Origin of the sequence: Pseudomonas chlororaphis subsp. chlororaphis (genome assembly GCF_003945765.1) — a bacterium.
GTDB classification, from domain to species: Bacteria; Pseudomonadota; Gammaproteobacteria; order Pseudomonadales; family Pseudomonadaceae; genus Aquipseudomonas; species Aquipseudomonas chlororaphis.
Genome location: NZ_CP027712.1, coordinates 4,855,237 through 4,868,660 on the forward strand (window position 1 = coordinate 4,855,237; position 13,424 = coordinate 4,868,660).

Sequence of the window (13,424 nt, forward strand, 5' to 3'; positions counted from 1 at the left end):
CGCTCTCTTTGACCGCCCCTGTGGAGAAGTGCCATGACCCCGCGCACAGATTTGCCACCCTGCTCCATTCTGCTCCTGGCCGGTGGACGCGGCCAACGCATGGGCGGAAGGGACAAGGGGCTGATCGAGTGGCAGGGCCGGCCATTGATCGCCCATTTGCATCGACTGACCCGCGGCCTGAGCGATGACCTGATCATTTCCTGCAACCGCAATCGCCGGCAGTACGCGCCTTATGCCGACCAACTGGTGCAGGACGAAAGCAATGACTTCCCGGGGCCGTTGGCAGGTATTCGTGCCGGATTGGCCGTCGCCCGGCATGCCCGACTGCTGGTGTTGCCTTGCGACGTGCCGCGCATCGATGCGCAACTGATCGACGCCATGCGGCAAAGCGCCGCCCTGCATCCGGACAAACCACTGATGCTGCGCCATGGCGAGCACTGGGAACCCTTGCTGTGTATCATTCCGCGCACGCTGCTCGGCACCTTCGACGGAGCCTGGCAGAACGGTGAGCGCAGCCCCGGACGTATCATGCGCGGGCTGGATGCTCAGGCCCTGCAATGTCCCGCAAACGATCCCCGATTGGCTAATCTGAATACACCAGAGCTGTTAAGCCAGCAGCACGGCGTGTCAGAATGCCCTTAACTCAAGGAACTTGCAGGCGTTGTATACGTCTCAAGCACAGCAACTAAAAGTATTCATCTCGGAGACACATAATGATTCAGCGGACTCTCGCCACTCTCATGCTCGCACTGGGCCTTGCCACTCTCGCCGGTTGCGCATCGCCTACTGTGATCACCCTGAATGACGGTCGCGAAATCCAGGCCGTCGATACGCCGAAATACGATGAGGATTCCGGTTTCTACGAGTTCGAACAACTGGACGGCAAACAAACCCGCATCAACAAGGATCAGGTTCGTACGGTAAAAGAGCTGTAATCCATACCGTTACGCCAGAAACGATAAAGCCCGCTTTCGCGGGCTTTATCGTTTCTGGCAGCAGCAAGCAGTTGCCTGGATTACCACTGCAAGGTGATCCGACTCTCAAACTCGCGCTCCTCCCCTGTCAGCGGGTCGGTAAAACGCAGGCCCTGGGCCAGCAGTTTGAGCGGCTTGGCGTAATCGTCCTCCACATCCTTGAGCGCATCGGGATAAAACGGGTCGTTGCAGATCGCCGCCCCCAGCGCACTCATGTGCACCCGCAACTGGTGCTTTTTGCCGGTCACCGGATACAGCCCATAACGCCAGAGGTCACCGTTCTTTTCCCGGACCTCCAGTGCCGTTTCCGTATTAGGCGTACCAGGCCCTTCCTGCATCCGGAAAAAGGGCTCGCCATCGATCAGGCGGCTTTTATGCACCCGTGGAAACTCAAGACCGGGCAAGGCCGGTGCGATGGCCTCGTAGCGCTTGTCGATCCTGCGCGTCGGGAACAGCGACTGATAGGCCGAGCGGCTTTGCGGATTGGCCGAAAACAACACCAGGCCCGCCGTATGCCGGTCGATGCGATGCAGAGGCACCAGGTGGGGATTGTCCAGGCTGCGGATCAAGCGGCGCAGCAAGGTTTGCTCGACATATTCCCCCGCCGGGGTGACCGGCAGGAAATGCGGCTTGTCCGCCACCACCAGGTGCTCATCGACGTAAAGAATCGACTCCTGCACCGGGATGACCTTTTCGTCGGGCACTTCGCGAAAATAATGAATGCGCAGGCCTTCGCGGTATGCCAGGTCGACACCGATCGGTAGTCCCTGTCCATCGAGCACCCGGCCGCGGGCGATCCGGCTCAGCCACTGCTCACGGCTGATGGTGCTGAAATGGTCACACAGGCAATCCAGTACGGTTGGCCATGAACCGGGGGGCAGGTACAGGGTGCTGGCCTGATGCTGTGCGGCAAAAAAAGGTACGGAAGACATACAAAAGCTCGAGCGGACAATGCAGAGCGACATTATCCAACATGGGTCCCGGGGAGCCTAGGAGAGTTTCCCCCTCCGGAACCTGCGACTAAGCCCGGGCCACGCCGGCTTGCGCGGCGGCATCGGTGAACTCCTTCAGCCAGCGCAGCACATCGACCGCCTCCCAGCGGGCCGGGTCATACAGCGCATACAACAACCCCTGATACCCCACCACGTCCAGTTGCCGGTGATAACCCGCACGCTGGAACAGAGCTTCGATTTCGGCAAAGCAGGTATTGAAATGCAGCTTGTTGAACGGTGTCTTGCCTTCCGTGACCAGGCCGTCCAGGCGCAGTTCGAGTACCGCTTCGCGCACCACATCGGCGGACATGCGGTTCACACTGCTCTTCAATTGTTCGACATTGACCATCATCAGTCCTTCTACCCTCTCATTCATCCACTGAGCACACGCCCTGCGCATCGATATCAGCCACGGCCGACATAACTGACCACCCACAACACCACGCCCCAGATTTGCGCCGAGTCCCGATCGTCCAGGGGGATCGGTGCAATCGAAGGTCGCGCCGCCTTGAGCAGCAGCCCACCCTTGGGATCGGGCGCCAGCAGGCGCACGCCATAGGCGTCTTCGCCATCGAGATGGGCCACCACGTACTGATCCACCGCCGGGGCCGCCGAACGATCGACGATCAGCCGGTCGCCGGGATAGATCCCGAAGCCCAGCAGGCTGTCGTCATCCACCAGCACCGCGCGGATCTGCGGCGCTCCGAGCCCCACGGTACGATCCAGGGAAAAACCGCCTTCGAACGTGAGCCCGGCGGCAAACCCGTCGTGCCCTGCATGCTCGGGCGACAGGTGTTGCAAACGCTCGGCGCGGGCGAGGATTGTGAGAGACATGACGAACCATCCCGATAACTGTACGCATATACAGTAACCGAATAATCGGGATCCCGCCAAGGGATTGCAGCGCAGGCGACAAACGGAAAGGGTCGTGCCAGCGACAGGCCGGCTCAGCGCAGGAAGGCCACCACCTGCTCGGCATCGAACGGCCAGCCCAGCTCGGCGCCGTTGTCCACGCGGCGCAGGACCGGGATACGCAGGCCATACGCCTCGAACAGGGTTTCGTCTTCCGCGATATCCACCAGCTCGACCATCAGCCCGTGCTCCACCAGCGGCATCAACTCCGCCTCGGCGAGTTCGCACAGGTGGCAGCCCAGGGTGCCGAACAGCTGACATTCAGGAGGCATGACATACAGACCGAAAAGAGACAGGCGCTTATTCTAGGCCGGCGGAAAAAAGCCGTCGACCGATGAACGCAGCATCCTGCGGTCAGCAGCAATCATCGACAAGCATTCTGCCAAACAGCTGATGCAGGTCAGCGCCGCCAACTTGCGGTTGAGTGACCCTCGCGGCTTTTTTTGCCTCTACGCTCTGTCATTACAACCCGCCGCCCGGAGATGTCTGTGTTCGCCAATCTGTTGATCATCCTCGCTTCATCCCTGGTGGTGATTGCCCTGTTCCGCCGCTTGCGCCTGCCGCCCGTGCTGGGCTACCTGTGCGTGGGCCTGCTGGTGGGGCCGACCGCCTTCGGCTGGGTCAACGACAACGAAAACCTGCCCGACCTGGCGGAGTTGGGGGTGGTGTTCCTGCTGTTTTCCCTGGGACTGGAGTTTTCCGTATCGAAAATGCTGGCCCTGCGCCAGGTGGTATTCGGCCTGGGCAGCCTGCAAGTGCTGTGCAGCGGCGCCGTCCTTGGCGGCCTGCTGATTCTCGCCGGCGTACCGCTGATCCCGGCTCTGCTGCTTGGTGCGGGCCTGGCGCTGTCCTCCACCGCCATTGTCAGCAAGGAGCTGGGCAGCCTCGGGGAAATCTTCAGCAGCCACGGGCAGAATGCGATCGGCGTGTTGCTGTTCCAGGACGTGGTGGCCGTGCTGTTGCTGACCCTGGTGCCGGTATTCGCCGGCAACACTGAACAGGCCTGGTACTGGGCCCTGCCCCTGACGCTGGGCAAGACCGCCCTGCTGTTCATCGGCCTGGCGCTGGCCAGCCGCTGGCTGCTGCCCCGGCTGTTCCACGAGGTGGCCGCCTCCCATTCCGCCGAGCTGTTCGTGCTGCTGGCCCTGGTCATCGTCCTGCTGACCGCCTGGCTGACCCACCTGCTCGGCCTGTCCCCCGCCCTTGGTGCGTTCCTCGCCGGCATGCTGCTTGGGGAGAGCCGCTACCGGCACCAGATCGAGGCCGATATCCGGCCGTTCCGCGACATTCTGCTGGGGCTGTTTTTCGTCAGCATCGGCATGCTGATCGACCTGCAATTGTTCGCCAGCCATGCCCTGTTGGTCCTCGGCCTGACCCTGGCCCTGATGCTGATCAAGGGTGCCGTGGTGGCACTGTTGCTCAAGCTGCGCGGCAGCGACGGCGAGACGGCCTGGCGCAGTGGCCTGGCCCTGGCCCAGGGCGGCGAGTTCTGTTTTGCGCTGATGGCGCAGATGCAGCAGAGCCAGTTGATGCCGGCCGAGCTGAGCGGCCTGCTGCTGGCCGCGACCTTCTGTTCGATGCTGCTGACGCCCCTGCTGCTGCGCGCCGCCCCGGGCATTGCCGCGCGCCTGCACCGCAAGCCGAACCAGGAGGCCCACCTGGAAGAAATCAGCGCCCTCAACGCCGCATTGCAGGACCATGTGGTGATCTGTGGATATGGCCGTGTCGGCCAGTCGATCGGCCGCTTCCTGCGCCGCGAACAGCAGCGCTTCATTGCCCTGGACGACGACCCGGTGCGGGTCCAGGAAGCCGCGGCCGGCGAAAGCTGCGTGCATTACGGCGACTCCCGCCGCGCCGAGCTGCTGGCGGCGGTCGGCCTCGAACGCGCGCGGCTGCTGGTGATTGCCGTGGACAAGACCGACATCGCCCTCAACGTGCTGAAAAGCGCGCGCCGGATCAACAGCGAAGTGCCGATCCTGGTGCGCACCCGGGACGACAGCCAACTGGCCGAACTGAAAGCCGCCGGTGCCAGCGAAGTGGTGCCGGAGCTACTGGAGTCGAGCCTGATGCTGGCGTCCCATGCGCTGGTGATGCTCGGGCTACCGGAACACCAGGTACAGATCAAGGTCGACGAGGTTCGCCACAACCGCTATCGCCTGCTGCATGGTTTCTACCATGGGGCGCAGACCGACCTGCTGGACAATCGCGGCCAGCCGCGGGTGCTGATGCATGCGGTCAATCTCGGCAGCGCAGCCCACGCCTGCGACCTGGCCCTCGGCGAGCTGGCGCTGGAGCAATTGGGTGTGGATGTGCAAGGCGTGCAGCGCGATGGCCGCGACCTGGAGCTGGCCGCCGGCACCCTGCTGCGAGCCGGCGATACGGTGTTGATGTCCGGCCCGCTGGCGGCCATCGAAGCGTCGGAGGCGCGCCTGCTCGGCGGCCAATGATCAGCGGCAGCGGCCCTGGCCGGGTACTCCAGCCTGGGCCGCATGGGCTCAGTCCTGGCTGACCGCGCCGATCTTGTGCAGCGACAGGTCGGCGCCGTAGTACTCCTGCTCCTGCGTCAGGCGCAGGCCGCAGAGCGCCTTGATCGCGCCGTACACCATAAAGCCGCCGACCAGCGCTACCAGCACGCCCAGGCCGGTACCGATCAACTGGCTGACCAGGCTGACGCCGCCCAGGCCACCCAAGGCGCTCTGGCCGAAGATCCCGCAGGCGATACCGCCCCACACGCCGCACAGCCCGTGCAGTGGCCAGACACCCAGCACATCGTCGATCTTCCAACGGGTCTGGGTGGCGATAAAGCACCAGACGAACAGCGCGCCGGCAATCGCCCCGGTGATCAGCGCGCCCACCGGATGCATCAGGTCGGAGCCGGCGCAGATCGCCACCAGCCCGGCCAGCGGGCCGTTGTGCAGGAAGCCCGGGTCGTTGCGCCCGACGATCAGCGCCGCCACGGTGCCGCCGACCATGGCCATCAGCGAATTCACCGCCACCAGCCCGCTGACCGCCTGCAGGGTCTGCGCGCTCATCACGTTGAAGCCGAACCAGCCGATAATCAGGATCCACGACCCCAAGGCCAGGAACGGGATGCTCGACGGCGCGAACGCCACCAGCTTGCCGTCGCGATAACGACCGTTGCGCGACCCGAGCAACAGCACCGCGGCCAGCGCCAGCCAGCCGCCCATGGCATGCACCACCACCGAGCCGGCGAAATCATGGAAGCTCGCGCCGAAGCTCGCCAGCAACCAGGCTTGCAGGCCATAGTTGCCGTTCCACACCAGGCCTTCGAAGAAGGGATAGATAAAGGCCACGATCAGCGCCGTGGCGCAGAGCTGCGGGACGAACCGCGCACGCTCGGCAATGCCGCCGGAAATGATCGCCGGGATGGCCGCGGCAAACGTCAGCAGGAAGAAGAACTTCACCAGTCCGTAGCCGTGATCGGCGCTGATCACCGCCGCCGGTTGCAGGAAGCTGACGCCGTAGGAGATCCAATAGCCTATAAAGAAATAGGCCAGGGTCGAGACCGCGAAGTCGCTGAGGATCTTCGACAAGGCGTTGACCTGGTTTTTCTGACGCACCGTGCCCACCTCAAGAAAGGCGAAGCCGGCATGCATGGCCAGGACCATGACCGCACCGATAAGGATGAACAGGGTATTGGAACCATGGACCAGAGTGTCCACAGCGCTTTGCAGATTTTCCATGGAATGGGCAGACCTGATATTCAGGAAAAAGCCGCGAGCCGCTCGAACGTTTTTTTGCACCAACTTGGCACCGAAGGTCCTGTCGACCCAGGTATTACGACCCATTTTGGCGCGATGCTTTTGCGAGAGGGATGTATCGCTCGGGGTGTTTCCATAAGTGTTGATTTTTTAGGGTAAGGTTTTAGCTGCCAGGCAGCGCATCCTGCGCGCTTTCGGCGCAACCACCCGTGTTTACGCACCAGGACAAAGCAAAAGCTGTACCAGACAATTGCACTGAACCTTCGCGCAAGGCTCATACTCGAACCCTTCAGAACGCCACTACGGAGATAACCATGGCCAGCAAAACCACCAAGACAGCTCAAGAAACACTGATGGCGGACTTTCAGGCACTGGTCAGTGACACGGAACGTCTGCTGGAACACACCGCCACCCTGGCTGGCGACCAGGCAGACCAATTACGCACGCAGATTCACGACAGCCTGCTGCGCGCCCGCGAGACCCTGCAACTGACCGAACAATCGCTGCGCGAACGCGGCCAGGCGGCGGTCACCGCCACCGAAGACTATGTGCAGAGCAACCCCTGGCAAGCAGTGGGCATCGCGGCGGGCGTGGGCTTCCTGATCGGCCTGCTGGCGACCCGGCGCTGATATGGCTATCGATGAATCCGGCTCCACGGCGGGCCAAGGCTCTTCAACGCGGCGCCTGGGCGCTGCTTTCCTGGGTTTGTTGCACAGCCACGTCGAACTGTTCGGCATCGAGTTGCAGGAACAGAAAGCCAGAACCGTCAGCCTGCTGCTGTTCGCCGGGCTGGCCCTGGTGTTCGCCCTGCTGCTGTTGATAGGCCTGTCGGCGCTGGTGCTGATCCTGTTCTGGGACACCTATCGCCTGACCGCCATCATCGGGCTGTGCGTCTTCTATATGCTGGCGGCGCTGTTCTGCGCCCTGCGCCTGAAGGCGGCGATTTTCGACGAGTCCTCGCCCTTCCACGCCACCCTTGAAGAGCTGGCCAACGACAGGGAGCGCCTGCTGCCATGAGCCTGCCGGACATCCCGCAAACCAACTCCCGGCGCGAGATGCGCAAGGCGCTGATCCGCCTGCGCATGGAAATGCACCGCCAGGAAATCCGCCACGAATCCCATCAACTGCTGCAACCCTTGCAGCGGGTCCGTGGCCTTGGCCAGAGCTGGCAACAGGGCTTGGGCATCAAGCACGCGCCGTTGTGGGGCGTGGCTGCCGTGACCCTGTTGGGGTTTCTCACCGGCAAAGGCGCCAAGAGCGGCAGCGTCAGAAACTTCGCCCGGCTGGTGCGGCTCAGCGCCGGCCTGTTGCCGCTGATCAAGCTGGTCATGCAAGGTTCTTCGAACAAGCACTGAGCCGGCGCCATCTGGCTGCATTCTTGCAATCATTCCCGCAATAGCTGCGCATCCGACCTCTCCCACGAGAGGTCGGGTCGTGCCTGCCTGTTGCGTCGGCGCAGCGCCAGAATCAACAAGATCAACCAAGGAGGCCCCGTGATCGACGGGCAACCGCTTGCCTGCTTTCAACCCTTCATCGACACCGCCACCGGCCGTATTGCCGGCGTCGAAGCCCTGGGCCGCCTGCGCCAACCGAACGGCCAACTGCTGTCGGTCGGCCCATTGTTCAACGATCCCCGGACCTCCTCGAGCGCCCTGCGGCGGCTCGACCGGCTGATTCGCGCCGACGCCCTGGGCCGCCTGCATGAAGCACCCGCCGACTGGTTCCTGAGCATCAACATCTCGCCCCGCTGGATCAGCCGCCTGCGCGCCGGCCAGCCCTTGCCGAGCCTCAGGCAATTGCAGCAACAGGGCGTCGATCCGCGGCGCGTGGTCTTCGAAATCACCGAACTGAGCGGCAACAGCCAGCGCCTGAGCGAAGTGGTGGCGCGCTACCGCGAAGTCGGCGTGCGGATCGCCATCGACGACTTCGGTGCCGGCTACTCCCAGCTCGACCGGGTGCTGGCCCTGCAACCGGACATTCTCAAGCTCGACATGCGCCTGTTCCAGGCCGCGGCCCGTGGCGGGCCCAGCAGCGACGTGGTCAAGGCCCTGGCGCAAATGGCCGAGAAAACCGGCTGCTGGATCATCGCCGAGGGGGTCGAGAGCGAAACCGAACTCAACTTCGCCCTGGAATGCGGTTCGCGGTATGTCCAAGGTTTTCTGTTTGCCCGGGCCGAGCAGGCGTTCTTCGCCAGCGATGCTTTCGTCGCGCCTTTTGCCCGGGTGCGCCAGCGCTATGTGCAACAGAAACTGGCCGAGCACGAACGCCTGATGCAGATGCGCCAGCAACTCGCGGAGCTGATGACCCTGCTGCAGGACTGGGCCCAGGCCCGGGCCCCGATCGAACGGCTGCCCCAGCTGGATGCCTTTCCCTGGTTGCTGCGTTTCTATCAGTGTGATCGCCACGGCACCCAGCTGACGCCGAACCTGGAATGGCGCCACGACCGCTGGCAGGCCGACCACAGCTACGTCGGCCACAACTGGTCGTGGCGCCCGTACTTCTATCACCTGCTGGCCGAAGGCTGGGACGAGCGGCGGCTGACCCTGTCGAACACCTACCGCGACGCCACCAGCAACCAGTACTGCCTGACCGCCGGGCAGTTCTTCGACAATGGCCAGCGCCTGCTGTTGATCGATATCGATGCCGCGGGGCTTTAGGGTCTGTACGAAAAGTCGGCGAGCGAAGGTCAGGCAAGGCAAAAACAGGCGAGGAACGGCCGGGGTCGCGTTCGACTTTAGGGGCCTAAATGAGCATTCCGAGCCTGTTTTTAACGCAGCATGGCCGAGCGCAGCCACTTTTCGTACAGAGCCTAGTGGCGTGCGTGGTCAGCCCCGTTATTCAGCGTGTTCCCCTTGCAGGCGCTGACGCGAACCGGGAAGCTAGCCCATCAGTCATTCGACGGAGAGACCACGCCTTGGATTGGCATACCCTGCTTACCCGCGAACGCCTCGGAAAGCCGCTGCACAGCCCTGAAGAGCTGGGCCGCAGCCCCTTCCACAAGGACCACGACCGCATCATCTTCTCCGGTGCCTTCCGCCGCCTTGGCCGCAAGACCCAGGTGCACCCGGTGTCCAGCAACGACCACATCCACACGCGCCTGACCCACTCCCTGGAAGTCAGCTGTGTCGGTCGCTCCCTGGGCATGCGGGTCGGCGAGACCATTCGCGACGCCCTGCCCGAGTGGTGCGAACCCAGCGACCTGGGGATGGTGGTGCAATCGGCCTGCCTGGCCCACGACATCGGCAACCCGCCGTTCGGCCACTCCGGCGAAGACGCGATCCGCCACTGGTTCCAGCAGGCCGCCGGGCGCGGCTGGCTGGACGCCATGCACGAAAACGAGCGCAACGACTTCCTCAACTTTGAAGGCAATGCCCAGGGGTTCCGGGTGCTGACCCAACTGGAATACCACCAGTTCGACGGCGGCACGCGGCTGACCTACGCCACCCTCGGCACCTACCTGAAGTACCCCTGGACCGCGCGCCACGCCGACTCCCTGGGCTACAAGAAGCACAAGTTCGGCTGCTACCAGAGCGAATTGCCGTTGCTCGAACAGATCGCCACCAAGCTCGGCCTGCCGCAACTCGAGGAGCAACGCTGGGCCCGCCATCCGCTGGTGTACCTGATGGAAGCCGCCGATGACATCTGCTATGCCCTGATCGACCTCGAGGACGGGCTGGAGATGGAGCTGCTCGACTATGCCGAAGTCGAGTCGCTGCTGCTCGGGCTGGTGGGCGACGACCTGCCGGAAACCTATCGCCAGCTCGGCCCGCGGGACTCGCGCCGGCGCAAGCTGGCGATCCTGCGCGGCAAGGCCATCGAGCACCTGACCAACGCCGCCGCCCGGGCCTTCGTCGAACAGCAGGACGCCCTGCTCAGCGGCACCCTGCCGGGCGATCTGGTGGAGCATATGCACGGCCCGGCCAAGCGTTGCGTGCTCAATGCCAAGGACATTGCGCGCAAGAAGATCTTCCAGGACAAGCGCAAGACCCTGCACGAGATCGGCGCCTACACCACCCTGGAAATCCTCCTCAATTCGTTCTGCGGCGCCGCGCTGGAACAGCACGGCGGACGCACGCCGTCGTTCAAGAACCGGCGGATTCTCGACCTGCTGGGCAACAACGCGCCGGATCCGAACGGCTCGCTGCATGCCTCCTTCCTGCGCATGATCGACTTCATCGCCGGCATGACCGACAGCTACGCCAGCGAAATGGCCCGGGAAATGACCGGGCGTTCCAGCCCGCAATGACCCGCCGTCGAGCGGCTACCTCGCGTTATCGAGGTGGCCGTTCGAACGGTTTCTCGTGAGTCGACAACTAAGGGATTCCCCTAGTCTGTTGTAAGGCAGTAACCGGACACCGCCGTTACTTCAACTTTGACATCCCGGCCATTTCACACTGCATTGAGAGTGCCGTTCACTTCCAGCAAGTTCGCCAGGCGCCATCCAGATCGACAATATTCCACGCAACCGCACCCAGCTAGAGCACTTGCTCTATAACTAGCGATATTGGCCGATACATGCCGTCCGACAAGCAAGCCAACTAGGCTGAATTAAACAGATCGTTAACGACACAACCAAACATCCTACCTTTACCTTTCGATACATCTGCCTAGCCTTCAGGCAGAAACCCTTGCAGCACAAGGCCCCTACGGATCCCCCACGATTACAAATTCCGTACAAATCGACTTTATCGTTTCCGCTAGTCTCGAACCGTAATGGGTTAACCAGGATTAATTTCACTCCGCGACAGATCGTTCCCCTTTCATGACCCTGCCCGAATGATCGGTGCAAAAAACAAATAGCAAGCGAACTAAGTACCCACACTAAAACTTCGGCTTCACCTGTTAGTTCAGCAGGCATTTGCAAAATAATTTCACCCCTCGCTGTAACAAAGAGCACGCCCAGGACTCAAGCGTCAAAATGGAAGTGAGTACACGGAATGAATCCGTGTCGATAAGTTGTTCCCGCACTTCCTCATCCGTTTTCCACTATTAAGGATGTCGAGTGCCCTATACGTCCTCAAGTCACCCAAGCTGTCACTCTGGCCTGCGCGGCTGGTTGCTGCTCTCGCTGCTGGCCGGGGCCCTGCCCGTGGCCGCCGCCGATATGCCACAACCGGGTCAGGAAGCCCTGCGCCTGCAGCAACAGCAACAGCGCGACCTGCAACAACTGCAGCTGGAACAGCGCCAGCGCCAGTTGCAGCGCGGCAGCTTCGGTACGCCGGCGGTGACTCCCACCGAAACCGCCCACGGTGGCGAGGATGAACAGTGCTGGGCCCTGAGCGGCACGCGGATCGCCGGTGTCACGCTGTTCAAGAAAGACCGGCTGAACCGCCAGCTCGAACCCTATATCGCGCCCTGCATGGGCGTGAACGGGATCAACCGTCTGTTGGCGCAGATCACCCGGATCTATGTCGAGGCCGGTTACATCGCCAGCCGCCCGTACCTGAGCAGCGCCCCCGCCGCTGGCCATTCGCTGGATATCGTGGTCGACGAAGGGTATGTCGAGGCCGTCGAGCTGGCCGACCAAAGCCTGCCGGTTTCCCTGGCCGGAGCCTTTCCCGGCATGCTCGGCGAACCGCTGAACCTGCGCGACCTGGAACAGGGCCTGGACCAGCTCAATCGCCTGCGCTCCCTCGACCTGACCGCCGATATCGCCCCCGGCAGCCAGCCCGGCGCCTCGCGGATCATCCTGCGCTCGCGCAGCAGCGGCGCTTCGCGCTGGGCCCTGGGGCTGGGTGTGGATAACCTCGGCAGCGCCAGTACCGGGCGCGATCGCAACTCCGTCAACCTGAGCCTCGACAGCCCGCTGCAACTCAACGACGCGCTCAACCTCAACTTCAGCGACACCCTCAATCACGGTCCGCGCTACAGCCGCAGCGCCAGCGTTTTCTACTCGATCCCCTACGGCTACTGGACCTACAGCCTGTTCGCCAGCCATGCCGAGTACCGTGCGCCGTTCAAGCTCAGCAGCGTGACCTTCTACAACAGCGGGCGCACCGACCTGCTCAGCCTGCGTGCCGACCGCGTGCTGTGGCGCGACCAGGGCCACCAGTTGAGCGCCAACCTGCAACTGGCCCACAAGGATGTCGACAGCTACCTGGAGAAGGTCCGCCTGGGCATCCAGAGCCCGACCCTGACCGTGGCCGAAGCCGGGCTCAACCTGTTCTGGCTCGACAGCGCGGTGTGGAACCTCGACGTCAATTATGCCCAGGGCCTGACCTGGTTCGGCGCCGACCGCGACTCGCAACAGGTGCAGAAAAACCTGCCGCAGGCGCAGTTCCGCAAGTACCGCGCCAGCCTCAGCCAATGGCGCAATGGCCGCTTCGGCAGCCAGCCCTGGCAGTGGCAGAGCCAGTTGTCACTGCAGTACAGCCCCGACCCGCTGCCGGCCATCGAACAACTGCTGGGCACCGACGACTCCGCCGTGCGCGGCTATCGAGAAAACAGCGCCTCGGGCGCCATCGGCGGGATCTGGCGCAACACCCTGCACCTGCCGTTGCAGAACGATCTGCCGGTCAAGCTGACCCCGCGCCTGGCCTTCGACCACGGCCGGATCAAGGCGCAAGAGGGAGCCAGCAGCGAGCGCCTGAGCAGCGCCAGCATCGGCCTGAACCTGAGCTGGAAGAACGTGCAAGTCGACGTCGACTACCAGCACAGCCTGGAAACACCCGACCGTTTCCACCATGAATCGCCCACCTGGCTGACCCGCCTGAGTGTGCAGATCTGAGGTTCCGCGAACCGTGCATCAGCCTGAAAAAAACAGCCGAGCCTGAACACCACAGCAGCGTTGCAACGAACAACGCGCACTGCCACTCGGCCCACAC

Annotated in this window: 14 protein-coding genes; 9 read left to right on the forward strand and 5 right to left on the reverse strand. The window is 63.1% G+C overall.

All coding sequences use genetic code 11. The annotated features are described in order from the left end of the window. Nucleotides 1-33 precede the first annotated feature (33 nt). Both mobA and C4K27_RS21740 read left to right on the forward strand, forming a co-directional pair. Nucleotides 34-642, forward strand: a complete 609-nt coding sequence (gene mobA, locus C4K27_RS21735) for a molybdenum cofactor guanylyltransferase MobA (RefSeq protein WP_053262139.1) — start codon at nt 34-36, stop codon at nt 640-642. A gap of 71 nt (nt 643-713) precedes the next feature. Further along, nucleotides 714-935, forward strand: a complete 222-nt coding sequence (locus tag C4K27_RS21740) for a YgdI/YgdR family lipoprotein (protein ID WP_007923269.1) — start codon at nt 714-716, stop codon at nt 933-935. 80 nt (nt 936-1,015) lie between these two features. On the opposite strand, the gene C4K27_RS21745 is transcribed toward C4K27_RS21740, so the two are convergent. The 4 genes from C4K27_RS21745 to C4K27_RS21760 all read right to left on the reverse strand — a co-directional run bounded on the left by C4K27_RS21745 (nt 1,016) and on the right by C4K27_RS21760 (nt 3,150). Further along, on the reverse strand, nt 1,016-1,906 hold the full coding sequence (locus C4K27_RS21745; RefSeq protein WP_053262140.1) for a pseudouridine synthase: 891 nt from the start codon (nt 1,904-1,906) through the stop codon (nt 1,016-1,018). Nucleotides 1,907-1,994: 88 nt separating this feature from the next. Next, nucleotides 1,995-2,315 (reverse strand): hypothetical protein, encoded by a 321-nt coding sequence (locus C4K27_RS21750; protein ID WP_007923266.1) that lies wholly within the window; start codon nt 2,313-2,315, stop codon nt 1,995-1,997. A gap of 56 nt (nt 2,316-2,371) precedes the next feature. Next, complete coding sequence (locus tag C4K27_RS21755; RefSeq protein WP_007923264.1) at nt 2,372-2,800, reverse strand: S24 family peptidase; 429 nt, start codon at nt 2,798-2,800, stop codon at nt 2,372-2,374. Between the two features lie 113 nt (nt 2,801-2,913). After that, nucleotides 2,914-3,150: a glutaredoxin family protein gene (locus C4K27_RS21760; RefSeq protein ID WP_053262141.1), complete on the reverse strand. Its 237-nt coding sequence runs from the start codon at nt 3,148-3,150 to the stop codon at nt 2,914-2,916. A gap of 216 nt (nt 3,151-3,366) precedes the next feature. Here C4K27_RS21760 and C4K27_RS21765 point away from each other — a divergent pair, with 216 nt between their 5' ends. Then, nucleotides 3,367-5,325 (forward strand): cation:proton antiporter, encoded by a 1,959-nt coding sequence (locus tag C4K27_RS21765; protein WP_053262142.1) that lies wholly within the window; start codon nt 3,367-3,369, stop codon nt 5,323-5,325. Between the two features lie 48 nt (nt 5,326-5,373). Here C4K27_RS21765 and C4K27_RS21770 read toward each other — a convergent pair whose 3' ends face one another. Continuing rightward, on the reverse strand, nt 5,374-6,582 hold the full coding sequence (locus tag C4K27_RS21770; RefSeq protein ID WP_053262143.1) for an ammonium transporter: 1,209 nt from the start codon (nt 6,580-6,582) through the stop codon (nt 5,374-5,376). 332 nt (nt 6,583-6,914) lie between these two features. On the opposite strand from C4K27_RS21770, the gene C4K27_RS21775 reads away from it, so the two are divergent. From C4K27_RS21775 to C4K27_RS21805, 6 genes are all read left to right on the forward strand, one after another. After that, nucleotides 6,915-7,229, forward strand: coding sequence for an ElaB/YgaM/YqjD family protein (locus C4K27_RS21775; RefSeq protein WP_007923257.1), 315 nt, complete (start codon nt 6,915-6,917; stop codon nt 7,227-7,229). 1 nt (nt 7,230) lies between these two features. Beyond that, nucleotides 7,231-7,617, forward strand: coding sequence for a phage holin family protein (locus C4K27_RS21780; RefSeq protein WP_053262144.1), 387 nt, complete (start codon nt 7,231-7,233; stop codon nt 7,615-7,617). Further along, on the forward strand, nt 7,614-7,955 hold the full coding sequence (locus tag C4K27_RS21785) for a hypothetical protein (RefSeq protein WP_053262145.1): 342 nt from the start codon (nt 7,614-7,616) through the stop codon (nt 7,953-7,955). Before C4K27_RS21780 ends, C4K27_RS21785 begins: the two co-directional genes overlap by 4 nt. Before the next feature lie 138 nt (nt 7,956-8,093). Then, nucleotides 8,094-9,257 carry an EAL domain-containing protein gene (locus C4K27_RS21790; protein ID WP_053262146.1) on the forward strand — a complete coding sequence of 388 codons (1,164 nt, stop codon included), beginning with the start codon at nt 8,094-8,096 and terminating at the stop codon, nt 9,255-9,257. A 257-nt stretch (nt 9,258-9,514) separates the two neighbouring features. Beyond that, nucleotides 9,515-10,846: a deoxyguanosinetriphosphate triphosphohydrolase gene (locus C4K27_RS21800; protein WP_007923253.1), complete on the forward strand. Its 1,332-nt coding sequence runs from the start codon at nt 9,515-9,517 to the stop codon at nt 10,844-10,846. An 858-nt stretch (nt 10,847-11,704) separates the two neighbouring features. Continuing rightward, nucleotides 11,705-13,327: a ShlB/FhaC/HecB family hemolysin secretion/activation protein gene (locus C4K27_RS21805; RefSeq protein WP_238437642.1), complete on the forward strand. Its 1,623-nt coding sequence runs from the start codon at nt 11,705-11,707 to the stop codon at nt 13,325-13,327. The last annotated feature ends 97 nt before the right edge of the window (nt 13,328-13,424 follow it).